Here is a 16126-nt window from a genome sequence, read left to right as displayed (position 1 = left end):
ACCCGGTGCGCGCTGACCGCTGCGCGACCGGTCAGTGCACCCGCGCGAGGGTCAGGCCGTCCGCGACCGGCAGCATCACCGCTTCCACCCGCACATCGGCCAGGACCGCGTCGTTGAACGCGGCGATCGCCCGATCGCCGGCGCTCTGCGGCGCGATCACCCGGCCATGCCGCAGCACGTTGTCGACGGCGATCACACCACCGGGGCGCATCCGCGGCACCAGTTCGTCCCAGTAGACCGGATAGCCGGTCTTGTCGGCGTCGATGAAGGCGAAGTCCAGGTAGCGCTCGTCGGGCAGTTCCCGCAGCCGCTCGCCGGCCGGGCCGATACGCAGCTCGATCCGGTCCTCCACACCGGCCCGCGCCCAGTAGCGGCGCGCCACGCTTGTGTACTCCTCGGAGATGTCGAAACAGGTCAACCGGCCGCCCTCGGCGAGCCCACGGGCGATCGCCAGCGAGGAGAGGCCGGTGAAGGTGCCCACCTCCACCGCCTGACGGGCGCCGAGCAGCCGGGCCAGGAAGGTCAGGAAGGCGGCCTGCTCCGGTGCGACCTGCATGGAAGCCTGCGCGGGCAGGAGGCTCAGCGTCTCCTCGGCCAGATCGCGGACCACCTCGTCGGGCGGGGTGCCGTGCGCGACAAGGTACGTGTGCAACTCGTCGGTGAGCGGGATCGACTTGAGCGTCATGCTCGGACGCTAGCCGAGCGGCTCGACCAACTGGTTGCCGGGCGCGACCTTCGTCCACAGATCGGTGATCCGCAGCTCCAAGTCGGCGAGCAGGCGCCGCAACAGTGGTAGGGAGAGCCCGACGACCGTCCCCGGATCGCCCTCGATCCGTTCCACGAAGGGCCCGCCGAGACCGTCGATCGTGAACGCGCCGGCCACCGCGAGCGGTTCACCCGTGCCGACGTACGTGGTGATCTCGTGGTCGGTGATGTCGGCGAAGTGCACCACCGTGGAGGCCACCGCCTCCGCCCTACGCCCACCCATCTCGATCAGACAGTGGCCGCTGTGCAGCACCCCGCTGCGACCGCGCATCCGCTCCCAGCGCCGGACAGCGTCGGCGGCGTCCTCGGGCTTGCCGAGGATCTCCCCGTCGAAGGCGAGCACCGAGTCGCAGCCCAACACGAGCGTGCGCTGGTCGTCGGTGGGCCGCAGGCGGGTCAGCACCGACTGCGCCTTGAGCCGGGCCAACTCCAGGCAGAGCTCCTCGGCCCGGTCGGTCACCACGAGCGATTCGTCGACCCCGCTGACCAGCACCTCCGGCTCGATGCCGGCGGCGTGCAGGGACTTTCGGCGGGCCGGACTCGCCGAGGCGAGCACCAGACGTAGCGGCAGGGAATCAGGCACCCCGTCGACGTTACCGGCTACCGCCGTCCGCCACGCCGCCCCGTCTGCCGTCCGGGCCGGAGGCGGCCCGGCCCGGCGCTGCCGGGTCGAACCGCCTCGGTCCAGTACGACGACCAGGTTCCCTTCGCCTACCCAGCACCCGGCTTCGGGATCATGTCGGGATTGCCCGAAGCTGTGGCAGTGCGGCGACCGCGAGTGGCCAACTCGTATTCTTGGCGGCCTCCGCCTCGATCCAGGCCCGGTCGAGCGGCCCCTGTATGAGCCACCCGCTGTCCGGGGCGTGCAGCCATGCCTCGTAATCCTTCACCCGGTTACCGTTGTAAGCGGTGCACTCATACCAGACCTCCCAGTAGTAGGCGCCCTCGGCGTTGTCCCACCAGACCAGGGGCCGGGTCTCGCATACCGGCTTGAGCTTGATGGTAATGGCTTGTGTGGTGTTGACGAGATCCTGGGTGACGAGGTTGATGTTGAAACCGGCGCTGGCCCGCGCCGCGATCGCGATCGCGTAGATCTGCGGCACGAGGCGAGCGATGGTGTCGGCCGCGCTCAGACTCTGTACGGCGTTGAAATAGGACGATGCCCGAGCGGCGCAGCTCGTTGCGTTCTGAGCCCAGAGTTGACGCACCGTGGGACTCATATTGTTGATGTCGGCGAATTCGATTGTGTGCTCCCGAGCGCACGCCTGGATGTCGGCGCTCGCGATCCTGTCGATGTGATTGAGGATTTCGGTCTTGGCCGACTCCACCGCCGCGACGATCTGGTTCACGGCATTCTGCAGGGCGGAGGAACCGCTGCCGCTGGAGGCGTAGGCGGACGCCACACTGACGATGAGCGAGGCCCAGTCGAAGAACATGAGTGGTTGAACGGCCGACGACCGTACAGCTTCGGCCGAGCTGGTCCGGGAGGGCGCCTCGGTGGCGAGGGCAGGATGCGTCGTTCCCGTCAGCCCGATCACCACCGCCAAGGTCGTGGCGACGAGACACCGCGCAATGCGTCTACTCATGTCGATATCCGTTCTCGTCGGTCGGTCCGGGTCTTTGCTGGAGTTGCGAGTTTTCCCGTCAGCGCGGGTCGGGTGCAGCTCGCTACGGAAGGGCGTTGATGGTGTCCCTCGCCACTCGCCAGCTCGAGTTCGCGATGGCCCGCTCCCGGACATCGTCGACGCTCACCGGTCCACGCACCCACTTGCCTGTGGACTCGTTGTAAATCTGGTAGTCCGAGGCTCGTTCACCGTTGGCCGCAACGCACTCGTACCGGGTCTCGGTGATGTAGCCGGGGGTGTCGGGGGCGATCCTCGATGTGCAGGTGGGGGCCAGCTCCGCATAGATCGACCGGAGGAGTGCGAGGTGCTCGGCCTTGATCTCGTCCAACTTGACGGTCGCCCCGGCATCCGTCCGCACGGCGAGCGCCAAGGGGTAGAGGGTGCTCGCCGCCATCCCGATCTGGTCCTTGGCCTTGCGATCCTGCACCACGTAATACTTGGCGTAGGAATTGCCCGCGGCGCGGTTGAGAAACATTGCGAAGTTCCACAGGACAATCTCGTTGTCGCGAAACGCCTGGTAGTTCGCCATATCGCGCCCGGCCGACTTGGCGTCATTCATGACGTCGGACGCCACGATGTTGTCGATGTGGCCGGTGACGGAGACTTCCATGGCGGTGACCGCGCCGACCGCCTCCCGGACGAGTTGCTCGACGTCACTCGCGGACAGCTGTCCGCTCTTGAAGATCCGGTACCCGGTGAAAATGATGGTGATGATGCTGCCGCTGGCGCCGTCCGCCGAGCTGGCCCGTGCCGGCACCACGGACAACGTCTGCACCAACGTCAGGGCGAGAGCCGTGCTGATGACGCTGCGTAGGATCTTGGTCCGCAAGGCGACGAATCCTCCTCCGTCAGATCGAAGAATGAAGATGTCGTCACAGTCTGTAGGCGGCGGTGATCGCTGTCTTCGTCACTTGCGGAAATCCGCGTGCCAACTTTCGTGAACCTGCGCAACGGGGTCAACGCGTGGTGGTCATCTGCCGTGGTCATCTGCCGTGGTCATCTGCCGTGTGCCGTGGTCATGTGCCGGCCCGAGATCCGGTTTACCCCCGGCCTCGGCAGCCGTGCGCCCAGAGGCCATCCTCGCCAGTTCGCGGACCCGATCGCTGACGGCTCAGCGAGCAATTCCCCGGCGTGTCGGGTAGCTCCAACGCCAACGATCAAGGCGGCGGCCGGCGGAGGGGCGGCGTTGCATCAGCGAGTGATTCTGGGCGGCGGGTCGTCGGATCGCCGCCGGTGCCGGACAAACAACGCCCAAGCGCCACCAGCCGCCAGCAGCACACCGAGGGTGACCAAGCCACGCACGGTGGCAGCACCCTCCCCATCGGCCCATGGCCCATCCGCCGCCGTGGTCGGGCTGCCGTCGTCCGGTGCGCTCGGCGGTACCGATTCAAAACCCCTCGGCGGTACGTCTGCCGTCAGCGCCGCCACCAGATCGATGACGCCGTACCCGTACTGGTCGTCCCGGCCCGGCGGCCCTTTGTCGATGGCAGTGGCGGTCAACCGATGCGCCACCTCGTCCGCCGGAAGGTACGGATACTTGGCCCGAATCAACGCCGCCGCCCCCGCCACAATCGCCGCAGCACTTGAGGTGCCCGTGCCGACTCGGTACTTGCCGTTGATGCTAGTGCTGTAGATGTCTTTTGCTGGTGCGACCAAATCGACGGCAGGTCCAGCGACTGAGATTGCAATTTGTTCGCCAGTGTTATCGATGCCGCCAACGGCTATCACATTAGCTGACGCGGCCGGAAAAGGAACCGTGAAATCTTCGGGATGGTTGCCCGCTGCCGCCACGACGATGATGTTAGCGGAACGTGCGGCATCGAGAGCGCGCAAAAGGCGGGCGTTAGGTCCGCCGCCTGCGGATACGCTGATTACGTCAGCGCCGGATTCGATTGCGTATTCGATCGCCGCGGCTAATCGGTCAATCTCGCCGTCGTTGCTTCCGTCGAAGCATCGCACTGGAAGGATCTTGGCTTTCGGTGCGACTCCGAGAGCGCCTGTGTTGCTTAGTTGGCCGTGCGCGGCAATAATTCCTGCCATCCCAGTCCCATGCCCCGATAGGTCCTGGTGGCCGTCCTTCTGTTCGCTGCTTACGAGGTCGATCCCATCAAGAAGATTATTTTCGAGATCTGGGTGGGCGGCCACTCCCGTGTCCACTACGGCGATCGTAACTCCTTCTCCTTGGCTAATGCGGTGAGCCTCGGCTGCTTTTAGATAGGGCAGATGCCATTGGTCTCCACGAGCGCGACCCGAATCGCTTGGTGCTGAATTTGTTGTTGCCGAAGTTGGTGCTGCTAGCGGTCCCAGCGGTAGTGCCAGTAGGGTGATGCATGCCATAGTGAGATTCAGCTTCACTTTGGGAAGCCAATTGCGGGACCAGGGTTAATTGGTCCCTCCTCTTCCGGCGGCAAGACTATCGGACTTACGCCCTGGTCGACCTGCCACGGGTGGTCCGGATCCCATCGCCGTGAACCATCGTTATTCTGATCCTCAATGCCCGGTCGAACAGAACCAAGGCCAGGCGCTAGGGCGCCGGGAGTTCCAGGCGTAGGAGAGCCCCCGACCGGGGCTTGGAGTCCGCCGAACCCTCTTCCCCCGCCTGGTCGAGAGCCCGCGCCTCCGGTCGGCGAGGTGCCTGCGGCCCCGCCGCCAATGACACCGCCAATCGGGTTGACGCGACGTGACTGTGGACCACTGGTGCCGGCTGGGCCGTATCCCGAGCCAGGAATGCCGCCGATGACTCCACCGGGCGGGATTGCCCTTAGGGGGCTCGTGCTAGGGGATGGATTGCCTCGAATAAAGGCTGATCGGCTATCCGGACGGTGGGGCAATGGTCCTGTACCCGGATAGCCTGGCCAGTTAACCGTTCCCGATCGTGACGGGGAATCGATGCCAGGTGTTGGAGGGGTAAGTCCGGCAGGCGTGGCACCGGCTGTTGTAGGTGTAATTGGACTAGGAGTCAGTCGAGGGTCTACTCCGCCGAGTACAGGCCCGATAGTCGGTGTTGCGGGCCCAGTCACCTGACGCGGCGACGACGCTGGACGCTTGTCTTGATTTGCTGGTGGTGGCAGGGGTAGTGGAACAATGGGCGGGATGATCGGTGCCGGGCCGCTTCCATAGGCATCAGGAGGTGACCCGTCCCGGACATTTGGTTTGGGTGAAGGGGGTTGGCGGAGCATTACTTGGGCTTGTTGGAGTTCGCCGCTGAGTCCGTACATGATGCCGCGTGCCTGGATGTTCAGCCGCTCGAGATCGGAGTCGGTGACCGGGGGCTGGCTCGCTCTGCTGCCGGCGGCGGCCTTGGGGTCGGCGATCGTCTCGTCCCACGCCCGCTTCTGTTGGAGTTTGCTGGCGTACTCTTCGTAGATTTTTCCGAGTTCGGTGCGGGTGCTGGCGAGCGCCTGGGTGGCGGCGGCCAGCGCACTCTGGTTGGCGGCGGCGGCATCGTGCGTCTGTTGTACCTGCTCGATCAGGCCGTCCAGTTCGGCGAGGTAGACGCGAGCCGCCGCGTTGGTTTCGGGTGGCCAGGCCTTTGCCAGACCGTCTCGGTAGGTCCGGAGCCGCGTGAGGTGCTCGCCGGCCAGGTCGCAGACCTTGCGCCAGCCGGCGACGTGGCGCCAATGCTGATCGGTCTGGTGGTCTTGCAGGCAGGCCCACATGTCGCCGACGTTCATGAGGTACCAGTCGGTGAGGCCGCCGCTGCGGCCGACGCCGGGATCTCTCATGGCAGCACCACCGGGCCGGCGCTGTCGGGGCCGGTGGGGTCGGTGAGCGAGGGCGATGGTCCGGACCGCCCGGACGCGAAGCCGGTGCGGTTGAGTGCCGTCTGGATGTCGGCGACCTGTGCTGCGGAGAAGGCGTCGGCTGTGCCGTACCGGTCGGCGACCTGACCTGCGGCGGCGGCCAGGTGGCCGGTGCTGTGGCCGAGGCCCCAGACGGCGTTGGTGGCGGCTTGTTGGGTTTCCCAGTGTGCCCGCATGAACTGCACCAACTCGATGAACGCGTCCGCCGGATTGGGCACCTTGGCGAGCATGTCATTGGCGATGTACGGCAGGTGGGTGGCGTAGTTCTTCTCCACCTCGGCGCGGAGCTGGTCGGCGAACTCCCGCATCTGCCGGATGTCTGCCTCGATGCCGCCGTAACCGCGTAACCAGGACGCTTGTCGATCCTCCTCGGGGATCATCGACCCCTCCCAATCCTGTCACGGCTTCGTTCCACTGAGTGAGGTTAGTGGGTGGCCGCCGCCCTCGGGAGCCCTCCCGCTGCCCGGGCAGCCGGCGCGTCCGGTGGGGTGTCGGATATCCGAAGGTCAGCGCGGAAGTCCGGCGGCGCGCCACGCGCCGGGACCGGGCAGCCGGCGTACGCCCGCCGGGCGACCGCTGCGTGCCCAGGCCGAGGCGGGAGCCGGAGCCGGCACGGGTGCCGGGCGGGACCGGGCGACGATCGCGCCGACCAGCGCGGCCAGTTCCTCGGCCGTGGGCGTGCCGCGCACGATCCGGAACAGTGGCTCATCCCCAGGCATGTCCTCCAGCGTACGCCGGGTCAGCTTTGATCTTCGTCGCACAGTGGCGTGCCGGCGGTGTGAGCGTCGGCGCTGCCGGGTACGGTCTCAGCGATGTCTGACGCTTCCTCCACCCAACTCGTCGCCGACCGGTACCGGCTCATCTCGCCGCTCGGTCAGGGCGGCATGGGTCGGGTATGGAAGGCCCGCGACGAGGTGCTGCACCGCGACGTCGCGATCAAGGAACTCGTGCCGCCGCCGGGCCTGACCAGCGACGAGCGCCGCGAGATGCGGGAACGCTCGCTCCGCGAGGCCCGCGCGATCGCCCGCCTCAACAACATAAACGTGGTACGCATCTTCGACGTGCTCCGCACCGACGGCGACCCGTGGATCGTCATGGAGTACGTGGCGTCCCGGTCGTTGCAGGACACTCTCGCGGCCGACGGGCCGGTGCCGCCGGCCCGGGCGGTGGAGATCGGGCTGGGCGTGCTGAACGCGCTGAAGGCCGCGCACAAGGCCGGCATCATGCACCGTGACGTGAAGCCCGGCAACGTGCTGCTCGGCACCGACGGCCGGGTGGTGCTCACCGACTTCGGGCTGGCGACGATCCCCGGCGACCCGAACGTCACCCGCACTGGCATGGTGCTCGGCTCACCGGCGTACATCGCGCCGGAGCGGGCCCGGGACGGCACGTTCGGGCCGGAGGCGGACCTGTGGTCGCTGGGCGCCACGCTCTACGCCGCGGTGGAGGGCAAGTCGCCGTTCGCCCGGCCGTCGGCGATCGCCACCCTGGCCGCGCTCGCCACCGAACCGGTCCCGCCGGCCCGTAACGCCGGTCCGCTCAAGCAGGTGCTCGCCGGGCTGCTGCGCAAGGATCCCCAGGAGCGCATCACCGCCGAGTCGGCCGAGCGCATGCTCCGCAAGGCCAGTGGGCGGCGGGCTCGCGGCATCTCGCTGCTCGACGGCGTACGCCGGCCGGGGCCGAACGGTCCGCGCGAGCCGCGCCCGCCGCTGGTGCCGGGACCACGCCCATCCGGGGAGCGGCCGGCCACGCCGTCCGCCCCGGTCACGCCACCCGCACCGCGTACGCCTCCGCTCTCCGCGCTCGCCGCTGGCGCTGCGGTCAGCGGCTCCACGCGGGACCAGTCGACCACCACTGCGCCCGGATCGGACGCGGACCCGACGGCGAAGGTCGACGGCGCCGCCTCGGGTCCGGAGGCCGCCCCGACGACCAGGGTGGACGCCTCCTCCGGTACCGGCTCGGATGCCGCGCCCACGGCAAAGGTGGATGCCCCTGATCCGGCCGCCTCGTCGAGCGGGCAGGGCTCGCCGCCCGCCGCCGAAGTCAAGGACTCCGCAGGCAGCAAGGAAGTCAAGGACTCGGCCGGCAGCAAGGACACAACCGAAGCAGGGGACACCGCCGGCATCGGGGGCACCGACGATTCGGTAACCAAGGGCGAGGACGCTGCCGGGGGCAAGACTGCCGGGGACAAGGCTGCGGCCGAGGGCAAGGCTGCCGGGGATGAGGCTGCTGCCGGAGGCAAGGCTGCTGTCGAGGGCGAGGCGGCTTCGTCCGGCGATGCGGTGTCGGGTGCGCAGGCTGGTGCGGCGGGCGCTGCCGCGAAGGTGACGCCGACGGCCAGCCCGGACCGGTCGACGTCGGAGGTCTTGGCGACCCGGGTGGATTCGCAGGCCCCGGTGGCGGACGCGACTCGGGTCGTAGCGGGTCGCACCTCACAACTGTCGTCGGCACCGGTGAGCCCGGCAGCGGCGCGCGGCTCCATCTTCAAGGCGGGTCAACTGCGGTCGGAGCGGATCCGCCGCGCTGTGCTCGTCGGTGCCCTGGTCGCTCTGCTGCTTGTCGGCCTGGTGGTGGTCGTACCGCTGCTCACCAACCGCGACGGCGGCGAGGGGGAGACCCCGCAGGGCACGGCCGGCACCACCGAGGCGTCCGCGCCGCCGACCTCCGAGGCACCCGCCCCGCCGCCACCCACAAGCGCCGCTCCGCCCAGCCCTTCCGCCTCACCCAGCCCGTCCGAGACCGCCGCCGACGGCGTGCCGGAGGGGTGGACGCTGCGCACCGACCCGGTGGGCTTCAAGGTGGCGGTGCCGGACGGCTGGCGGCGCACCTCCGGCAGCACCTGGGTCAAGTATCGGGACCCGGACGGGGTCAGCGAGCTGACCATCGACCGCACCGACACGCCGAAGAAGGATGCGGAGGCCGACTGGCGGCGCATCGAACCGGGTCGGAAGAACGTCCGTGGCGTGCAGAACTACAAGCTGATCGGCATTTCCTCGCTCGACTGCAAGTGGCGTACCTGCGCCGACTGGGACTGGTTGCAGACCCGCAACGGGGTCGAGATCCGGGTCCGTAACCGGGCCTTTGTCACCGCCAGCAACCGGGGTTTCGCCCTGCGTTGGGAAGTGCCGAACCGGGACTGGGATGCGCAACTCGAGAACTTCGAAATGATCTTCCGGGAGTTCGTGCCGGACCGCCAGGACTGACGCCGAGGCATGGTCTTCCTCCGTTCGGGGTATCTGATCTCCGAAGACGGAAGGGAGGCCCGAAATGGGTTACCGAGGAAGGGATGCCCGGCCCCGTCTGGCACTGTGGACGCTCGTGGCGCTCGGCAATCTCGCACTGCTGGTCGCCGCCGCCGGTGTCGCCGTGCTGGCCACGCTGGTCAGCATCCTGACGCTGGCCGGAGCCGCGTTCGTCGGCTGGAACGTTACCCGCCGGGGCACCATCACCCGCCGTGGCGGCATGACCGTGCCGGTTGCGCTCGCCGCCCGACGGCGAGCCTGAGCGACACCGTCCGGCGGTGGGTCGGTGTCTGCTTCGAGCAGGGACGCCAGCCCACCGCCGCAGCCGTACGTCAGGTGTTGTTGGCCAGGGCGATCAGCCGGTTGCGGTCGCCGTTCCAGTAGTTGCGGTCGACCGCGCCGCTGATGCCGGCGACGCTGCCGGAGTCGGTGTACTGCCAGAAGCTCCAGTACGGGGCGCCGGCCGGCAGGGTGCCGACCGAGGAGGACCAGCGGGCGACCCAGAGCGGGTGGTTGGCCCACGGGCCGCTCCAGCTGCCGGTGCACTGGTTCCAGAAGCTCGTGGTGGTGTAGATGACCGCGTACCGGCCGGTGCGGGAGCGGTAGGTGTTCAGGAAGTCCTGCACCCAGTTGCGCATCGCGGTGGTGCTCAGGCCGTAGCAGTAGCCGCCGCTGTACGGGTTCGCCTCCAGGTCGAGCGCCGCCGGGAGGGTACGGCTGTCGGCCGACCAGGCGCCGCCGTTGGAGGCGAGGAAGTTCGCCTGGACCGCGCCGGAGGAGATGTTGGGCCGGGCGAAGTGGTACGCGCCCCGGATCACCCCGGCGTTGTACGCGTTTACGTAGTTCGCGTTGAAGTTCGGGTCTTTGTAGCTCGTACCCTCGGTGGCCTTGATGAAGGCGAACTGGATGCCGGCGTTGCGGACGCTCGTCCAGTTGATGGTGCCCTGGTAGCGCGAGACGTCGATGCCCGGCACGGTGGCCGCGGCGGCCGGGGTCGCGGTGGCGACGAGCCCGGCTGCCGCGGTCGCGAGCACGGTGAGCGCGGCGGCGGTCAGCCGGCGCAACGATGATCTGGTACGACCCATGACGTCCTCCTGAGACGGGTGTCGATTGACAGTCATCTTTGGAGTGCGACGTCGGGCAAATCAATGGAGATGAGGAAAACTTAAACCGCGCGGAGTGTGGTGCGGGCACACCTGGCGTTCAGCGCAACGTCGCCGGATCGACCTGCCAGCGGAACGGCTCAGCGAGCGTGAGGGTCTCGCCGGCCTTGGCTACCTGGTCCTCGACGTAGTGCCCGCCGTCGAGCCGGTACAGCCGCAGCGAGTGAGCGTCACCGTCCTGCTCGACCAGCAGGTACCAGGGGATCCGGGCGATCGCGTAGAGCTGCATCTTGAGCACTCGGTCGGCGGCGGCGTTGCCCGGCGAGACGATCTCGCAGACCAGCGCCACCTCGGCCGCCTCGATCACAGTGCCCTCGTCGTCGGTGTCCGCCACGACAACATCCGGTATCGCGATCCGGTTGGAACCGAGCCGGAGATTCACCGCCTCGAACACCGCGAGGCCGGCGGGCTCGGCCGCGAGGTCGAGGCTGTTCGCCAGGCGCCGCGACACCAACTGGTGTCGCTTGCTCGGGGCAGGACTCAAGATCAGGCTCCCGTCGAGCAGTTCGATTCGGTCATTGGTCTCGCCCAAGGCGAGGTACTCGGCCTCCGTCCAGAGGCCGACGTGCGAGTCCAGGGGCATCGCGCTCACCGGCGTTCACCTCCCGATCCGATCGTCACCCGGTCAGTCTCACACCATACGGGCGGTTGGCCCGGGATCGACACCCGAACGCCTCACCCGCCTGAGGGCCGGGGCCGGAACGTGAGCGGTAGGCTCGCGCCTCATGGTGTCGATCGAGGGCATGACCGCGTTCTGGGACCGCCTGCTCGGTGCGCAGCCCGACCCACCCCCGCTGCTTGTGGTGATCACCGCCCTGGTCGCGCTGCTGGTGGTCGCCACCCGGCTGCCGTGGCGGATCGCCCGCAACGTGATCACCATTGCCCACGAGGGCGGCCACGCCCTGGTCGCCGTGCTCACCGGGCGCAAGTTGCAGGGCATCCGGCTGCACTCGGACACCTCCGGCCTCACCCTCTCCGCCGGCCGCCCCACCGGCCTGGGCATGGTGCTGACCCTGCTCGCCGGTTACCTCGCCCCACCCCTGGTCGGCCTGGGTGGGGCGTGGCTGCTCGCCGGCAACCGGATCACCCTGCTGCTCTGGATCGCGGTGATCCTGCTGCTGGCCATGCTGATCATGATCCGCAACGTCTACGGTGCGCTCACCCTGGTGGTCACCGGCGGTGCGGTGCTCGCCATCTCCTGGTACGCCAGCCCGCAGGTGCAGGCCGCCTTCGCCTGGACCGGAGTGTGGTTCCTGCTGCTCGGCGGCGTACGCCCGGTAGTGGAGTTGCAGCGGCTGCGTACGCAACGCGGCATGCCGGCCTCCGACGCCGACCAGTTGGCGGGGATCACCCCGCTGCCGGCGTTCTTCTGGGTGGTCCTCTTCGGCCTGGTCAACCTCGCCGTGCTGGTGACCGGCGGCCTGATGCTGGCCGGCCCGCTGCTCGCCGAGGCCGGCCTGGTGGCTTCCGGCTGACCGGTCACCGCACTGCCGCCAGGTGGTTGACCCGACCTCCGTTCAGCACACCTACATCGGCTCCCCCAAGTTCGCTTCATGGTCAAGTGGTGTGGGCTTGCCGACCCGCTCTGCGCGGGGAGTGATGATGGTCAGCCGCTCGGGGCTCATGCAGATCCACTGTCCGGAGCCGAACTCCGGTCGCAGTATCCAGATCGCCTCGCTGAGAATGTCGGTGACGATGCCCGGCCGGTCCGCGTCCTCGTCGTGGACTAGGTCGCCGACCCAGGCCAGGGGTGCGGCATGGCTGGACTCCTGGTCGAGGGGGTTCGCCTGCGGTGTTGGTTCCGGCATGATGCTCTACCTCCGATCGGGATGTGGGGATGGATGGCGAGTCCGCCGCGTATTCGTGGTGGCTGACCTGGGCTGCTGCGGTCGGTCGGCGCGTTGATTACCGCCTCGCCTGGGAGCGAAAGCGGGTGGATTGAGTCTTCGGAGTCCGGCTACCTCTGGCGGAACCGGTGCCATGCCGTGATCCGGGTGCGCGCGATGTGAGCCTCCGGGCACCAGCCGCTGTCCGTGCAGTGTTCGCAGCGGTGATGCCGGTGGTATTCGAGGACGTACCAGGCGTGCTTGATCAGGTGGGGCGTCCGCCGCGCTGTCACGACCAACGTCCCACCCTGGGCTTCACGGCCGAGTTCAGCAGCGGGCGGACTCCCCGCAGCAGGCCGAGGTGCAACGGGTTCTTCGCGTGCCAAGCCATCGCGCCTCCCGAAAGGCGATACTGATTCTGGTTTCCTAAATTAGGAATCCATAAACGGATGGTAAGGCGGTGATCCTGATTTGGGAACCCTTGGCGTGTCGTCAGGTCGATGGATCGCAGCGGCGGAATACTCGCCGCATGGTCACCCCGACGATCCAGCGACGTCGCCTCGGCAACGCCCTCAAGCGAGCCCGAGAGGCAGCAGGCAAGTCCCAAGAGGAGGCAGCGGAGGTAATCGACTCAGCCTCAAGCAAGATCAGCCGGCTGGAGTTGGGCCAGTCCGGCATCCGGCTCACCGATCTGAAGTTGCTGCTCGACTTCTACGGGGTCAGCGCGGAGGAGGCTGAGCCACTACGGGAACTCGCGCGCGCCGGACGGCAGCGGGGGCGGTGGAGCGGATACCGGAACGTGGTCCCCGATTGGTTCCGGCAGTACCTCGACCTGGAGGCGGACGCGGCCGAGATCCGCTGGTATCAGCCCGAGGTCCTCCCCGGGATCCTCCAGACCGAGCCCTACGTCCGGGCCATGATCGACGGGGAGGACGTAGAGCGGCAGATCGCAGTGCGCCTCGAACGACAAAAGGTCATCGATCGCCCGGACGGGCCGGAGTTGAACTTCATCCTCAGCGAGTCCGCGCTTCGCCGGAACCTCGGGGACCGGACGACGATGCAGGATCAGCTAGCCCATATCGCCACGCTCGCCAAGCGACCGAACGTCACAATCCAGGTCTTTCCACTCGATGCCGAGACGTACGTGGTGTGTTCGTACAACTTCATCATCCTTCGGTTCGGGGAGGAGGTCGCCTCGGACGTGGTCTATCTGGAGACGTTCACGGACGCGGATTACCTCGACAGCCACGAGGCGCTTCGCGCCTACACTCGGCTGTGGGATGGTCTCCGGGCTGCGGCTCTGGGGCCGGCTGAGTCCCGCAGGCTCATCCTGCGGATCGCCGACGAGATGAAGTAGAGGCTGACATGTCGAACCCCGATCTCACCGGCGCGGCGTGGCGCAAGTCCACCCGCAGCGACGCCAACGGCGGGGCATGTGTCGAAGTGGCGGATCTCCGCAACGGGGTCGCCGTCCGGGACAGCAAGGACAAGACCGGCCCCACGCTGGCCTTCGACGCCCAGGGCTGGCGTACCTTCATCGACTCCCTCAAGAGCGACTAGCCACTTTCGAAGACGAGTTCGGTGGGCGTCAGTTGGTCGAGTCGCTTCGAATGGGCTGGCGGCGGAGGCTGTACGGGAGCGCGGAGCTTCAGGAGCGCTTGGGCGTGTTGCGCGTCCGGATCGTCCAGATCACCAGCCGACCCGATTTTCCGGAGCCCTTCGATCGCCTGGCTGGCGGGGCGGTCTGGCTGGTGGAGGATGTGGAAGCTTGGATCACTGAACACCAGCCGTGGAAGGCCCGGGGAGCAGACGAACCACCGCCCCCAGAGGATTGATCTGCACAGCTCGTCCCTCAGCCCCGCCCAGGGCTGGCCTGCGAGGGGCCCGATGGTCGCCAGGACGTTGATTTCACAGTGAAATCAATATTTCACAGTGAAATCACGACTGTCCGCGATGTTCCTCCCGCTGCGCAGCCCCCCACCCGCCTCCATGTGAATCTTGGAGCGCAAGCGCCCCCAAAGGGGCGTTTTCGCACCAAGATCCAGCGGCGACCAGCAGCGACCAGCGCCTACAGGGGGATGTTGCCGTGCTTTTTTGGGGGGAGGGTTTCGCGCTTGGTGCGTAGGACCCGTAGCGCCCGGACGAGCTGGGTACGCGTCTCGTGCGGCTGGATCACCGCGTCCACGTAACCCCGCTCGGCGGCGACGTACGGGTTGGCCAGGGTGTCCTCGTACTCGGCGATCTTCTCGGCGCGGAGGGCGGCCGGGTCCTCGGCGGCGGCCAGCTCCTGTCGGTAGAGGATGTTCACCGCGCCCTGCGCGCCCATCACCGCGATCTGCGCGGTCGGCCAGGCGAAGTTCAGGTCGGCCCCCAGGTGCTTGGAGCCCATCACGTCGTACGCCCCGCCGTACGCCTTGCGGGTGATGACGGTGACCTTCGGCACGGTGGCCTCGGCGTACGCGTAGATGAGCTTGGCACCCCGGCGGATGATGCCGTCCCACTCCTGGCCGGTGCCGGGCAGGAAGCCGGGCACGTCCACAAAGGTCAGCACCGGGATGTTGAACGCGTCGCAGGTACGCACGAAGCGGGCCGCCTTCTCGCTGGCGGCGATGTCAAGCGTGCCGGCGAAGTGCATCGGCTGGTTGGCCACCACGCCGACCGGCCGCCCCTCGACCCGGCCGAAGCCGACCACCATGTTCTGCGCGTAGAGCGGCTGGACCTCCAGGAACTCACCGTCGTCAAGCACGTGCTCGATCACCCGGTGCATGTCGTACGGCTGGTTGGCCGAGTCGGGGATCAGCGCGTCCAGTTCCCGGTCGGCGTCGGTGACGGTCAGGTCGGCGTCGACCGGGAAGACCGGCGGCTCGTCCAGGTTGTTCGACGGCAGGTGGGACAGGAGCGCCTTGACGTAGTCGACCGCGTCCTCCTCGTCGGTGGCGAGATAGTGCGCGTTGCCGCTGCGGGTGTTGTGGGTACGCGCCCCGCCCAGCTCCTCCATGCCCACGTCCTCGCCGGTCACCGTCTTGATCACATCTGGGCCGGTGATGAACATGTGCGAGGTCTGGTCGACCATCACGGTGAAGTCGGTGACGGCCGGGGAGTAGACCGCGCCACCCGCGCACGGGCCCATGATGAGCGAGATCTGCGGGATCACGCCGCTGGCCCGTACGTTGCGGAAGAAGATCTCGCCGTACAGGCCGAGCGAGACCACGCCCTCCTGGATCCGGGCACCGCCGGAGTCGTTGATGCCGATGACCGGGCAGCCGATCTTCATGGCCAGCTCCATCACCTTGACGATCTTCTCGCCGAAGACCTCGCCGAGGGAGCCGCCGAAGACGGTGAAGTCCTGGGCGAAGACGCAGACCTGCCGGCCGTCGACGGTGCCGTAACCGGTGATCACGCCGTCGCCGTACGGGCGGGTGCGGTCCAGGCCGAAGTTTGTGGAGCGGTGCCGGGCGAGTTCGTCCAGCTCGACGAAGGAGCCCTCGTCGAGGAGCATCTCGATCCGCTCCCGGGCGGTCTTCTTGCCCCTGGCGTGCTGCTTCTCCACGGCGCGGGCCGAGCCGGCGTGGACCGCCTCGTCGACCCGACGGTCCAGGTCCGCCAGCTTGCCGGCGGTGCTGTGGATGTTGGTCCCGGTCTCGGTAGTCACCCAGGGAATATAACGATGGTTCAGGTCACCCACGGTGTGCAGTCCACCTC

At 67.8% G+C, this 16126-nt stretch carries 16 protein-coding genes; 5 read left to right on the top strand and 11 right to left on the bottom strand.

All coding sequences use genetic code 11. From position 1 onward, the window contains the following. Positions 1-31 precede the first annotated feature (31 nt). The 7 genes from AC507J_RS19285 to AC507J_RS19255 all read right to left on the bottom strand — a co-directional run bounded on the left by AC507J_RS19285 (position 32) and on the right by AC507J_RS19255 (position 6912). Positions 32-685, bottom strand: a complete 654-nt coding sequence (locus AC507J_RS19285) for an O-methyltransferase (protein ID WP_496290559.1) — start codon at positions 683-685, stop codon at positions 32-34. Positions 686-694: 9 nt separating this feature from the next. Continuing rightward, a complete protein-coding gene (locus tag AC507J_RS19280) occupies positions 695-1348 on the bottom strand; it encodes a Maf family protein (RefSeq protein WP_496290558.1) in 654 nt (217 codons plus the stop codon). 151 nt (positions 1349-1499) lie between these two features. Next, positions 1500-2351, bottom strand: coding sequence for a hypothetical protein (locus AC507J_RS19275; RefSeq protein ID WP_496290557.1), 852 nt, complete (start codon positions 2349-2351; stop codon positions 1500-1502). An 82-nt stretch (positions 2352-2433) separates the two neighbouring features. Beyond that, complete coding sequence (locus tag AC507J_RS19270) at positions 2434-3219, bottom strand: hypothetical protein (RefSeq protein ID WP_496290556.1); 786 nt, start codon at positions 3217-3219, stop codon at positions 2434-2436. A gap of 362 nt (positions 3220-3581) precedes the next feature. Beyond that, positions 3582-4727 carry a type VII secretion-associated serine protease mycosin gene (mycP, locus tag AC507J_RS19265; RefSeq protein WP_496290568.1) on the bottom strand — a complete coding sequence of 382 codons (1146 nt, stop codon included), beginning with the start codon at positions 4725-4727 and terminating at the stop codon, positions 3582-3584. 1384 nt (positions 4728-6111) lie between these two features. Continuing rightward, positions 6112-6573 carry a hypothetical protein gene (locus AC507J_RS19260; protein WP_496290555.1) on the bottom strand — a complete coding sequence of 154 codons (462 nt, stop codon included), beginning with the start codon at positions 6571-6573 and terminating at the stop codon, positions 6112-6114. A gap of 126 nt (positions 6574-6699) precedes the next feature. Further along, a complete protein-coding gene (locus tag AC507J_RS19255) occupies positions 6700-6912 on the bottom strand; it encodes an acyl-CoA carboxylase subunit epsilon (RefSeq protein ID WP_496290554.1) in 213 nt (70 codons plus the stop codon). 93 nt (positions 6913-7005) lie between these two features. On the opposite strand from AC507J_RS19255, the gene AC507J_RS19250 reads away from it, so the two are divergent. Together AC507J_RS19250 and AC507J_RS19245 are read left to right on the top strand one after the other, a co-directional pair. After that, complete coding sequence (locus AC507J_RS19250) at positions 7006-9396, top strand: serine/threonine-protein kinase (protein WP_496290553.1); 2391 nt, start codon at positions 7006-7008, stop codon at positions 9394-9396. A 64-nt stretch (positions 9397-9460) separates the two neighbouring features. Further along, the gene (locus AC507J_RS19245; protein WP_496290552.1) at positions 9461-9697 is read left to right on the top strand and encodes a hypothetical protein; all 237 of its coding nucleotides are present in this window, start codon (positions 9461-9463) and stop codon (positions 9695-9697) included. Positions 9698-9767: 70 nt separating this feature from the next. Here the strand turns inward: AC507J_RS19245 and AC507J_RS19240 are convergent, their stop codons facing one another. Both AC507J_RS19240 and AC507J_RS19235 read right to left on the bottom strand, forming a co-directional pair. Next, positions 9768-10520, bottom strand: coding sequence for a GH25 family lysozyme (locus tag AC507J_RS19240; RefSeq protein ID WP_496290551.1), 753 nt, complete (start codon positions 10518-10520; stop codon positions 9768-9770). 118 nt (positions 10521-10638) lie between these two features. After that, on the bottom strand, positions 10639-11181 hold the full coding sequence (locus AC507J_RS19235; protein ID WP_496290567.1) for a Uma2 family endonuclease: 543 nt from the start codon (positions 11179-11181) through the stop codon (positions 10639-10641). A 142-nt stretch (positions 11182-11323) separates the two neighbouring features. Here AC507J_RS19235 and AC507J_RS19230 point away from each other — a divergent pair, with 142 nt between their 5' ends. Further along, the gene (locus tag AC507J_RS19230) at positions 11324-12073 is read left to right on the top strand and encodes a M50 family metallopeptidase (RefSeq protein WP_496290550.1); all 750 of its coding nucleotides are present in this window, start codon (positions 11324-11326) and stop codon (positions 12071-12073) included. A 51-nt stretch (positions 12074-12124) separates the two neighbouring features. Here AC507J_RS19230 and AC507J_RS19225 read toward each other — a convergent pair whose 3' ends face one another. Next, a complete protein-coding gene (locus AC507J_RS19225; protein WP_496290549.1) occupies positions 12125-12406 on the bottom strand; it encodes a hypothetical protein in 282 nt (93 codons plus the stop codon). Between the two features lie 547 nt (positions 12407-12953). Here AC507J_RS19225 and AC507J_RS19220 point away from each other — a divergent pair. Together AC507J_RS19220 and AC507J_RS19215 are read left to right on the top strand one after the other, a co-directional pair. Next, entirely contained in the window at positions 12954-13781 is an 828-nt protein-coding gene (locus AC507J_RS19220) for a helix-turn-helix domain-containing protein (RefSeq protein WP_496290548.1), read from the top strand. 8 nt (positions 13782-13789) lie between these two features. Further along, positions 13790-13984, top strand: coding sequence for a DUF397 domain-containing protein (locus AC507J_RS19215; RefSeq protein WP_496290547.1), 195 nt, complete (start codon positions 13790-13792; stop codon positions 13982-13984). A 508-nt stretch (positions 13985-14492) separates the two neighbouring features. On the opposite strand, the gene AC507J_RS19210 is transcribed toward AC507J_RS19215, so the two are convergent. Beyond that, positions 14493-16076, bottom strand: a complete 1584-nt coding sequence (locus AC507J_RS19210; RefSeq protein WP_496290546.1) for an acyl-CoA carboxylase subunit beta — start codon at positions 16074-16076, stop codon at positions 14493-14495. Positions 16077-16126: the final 50 nt, after the last annotated feature.

The sequence above is a fragment of the Micromonospora sp. PRAS1 genome, from assembly GCF_059553435.1.
Note: the sequence above shows the minus strand (reverse complement) of the source record. Positions and strands in the feature narration are given on the sequence as shown.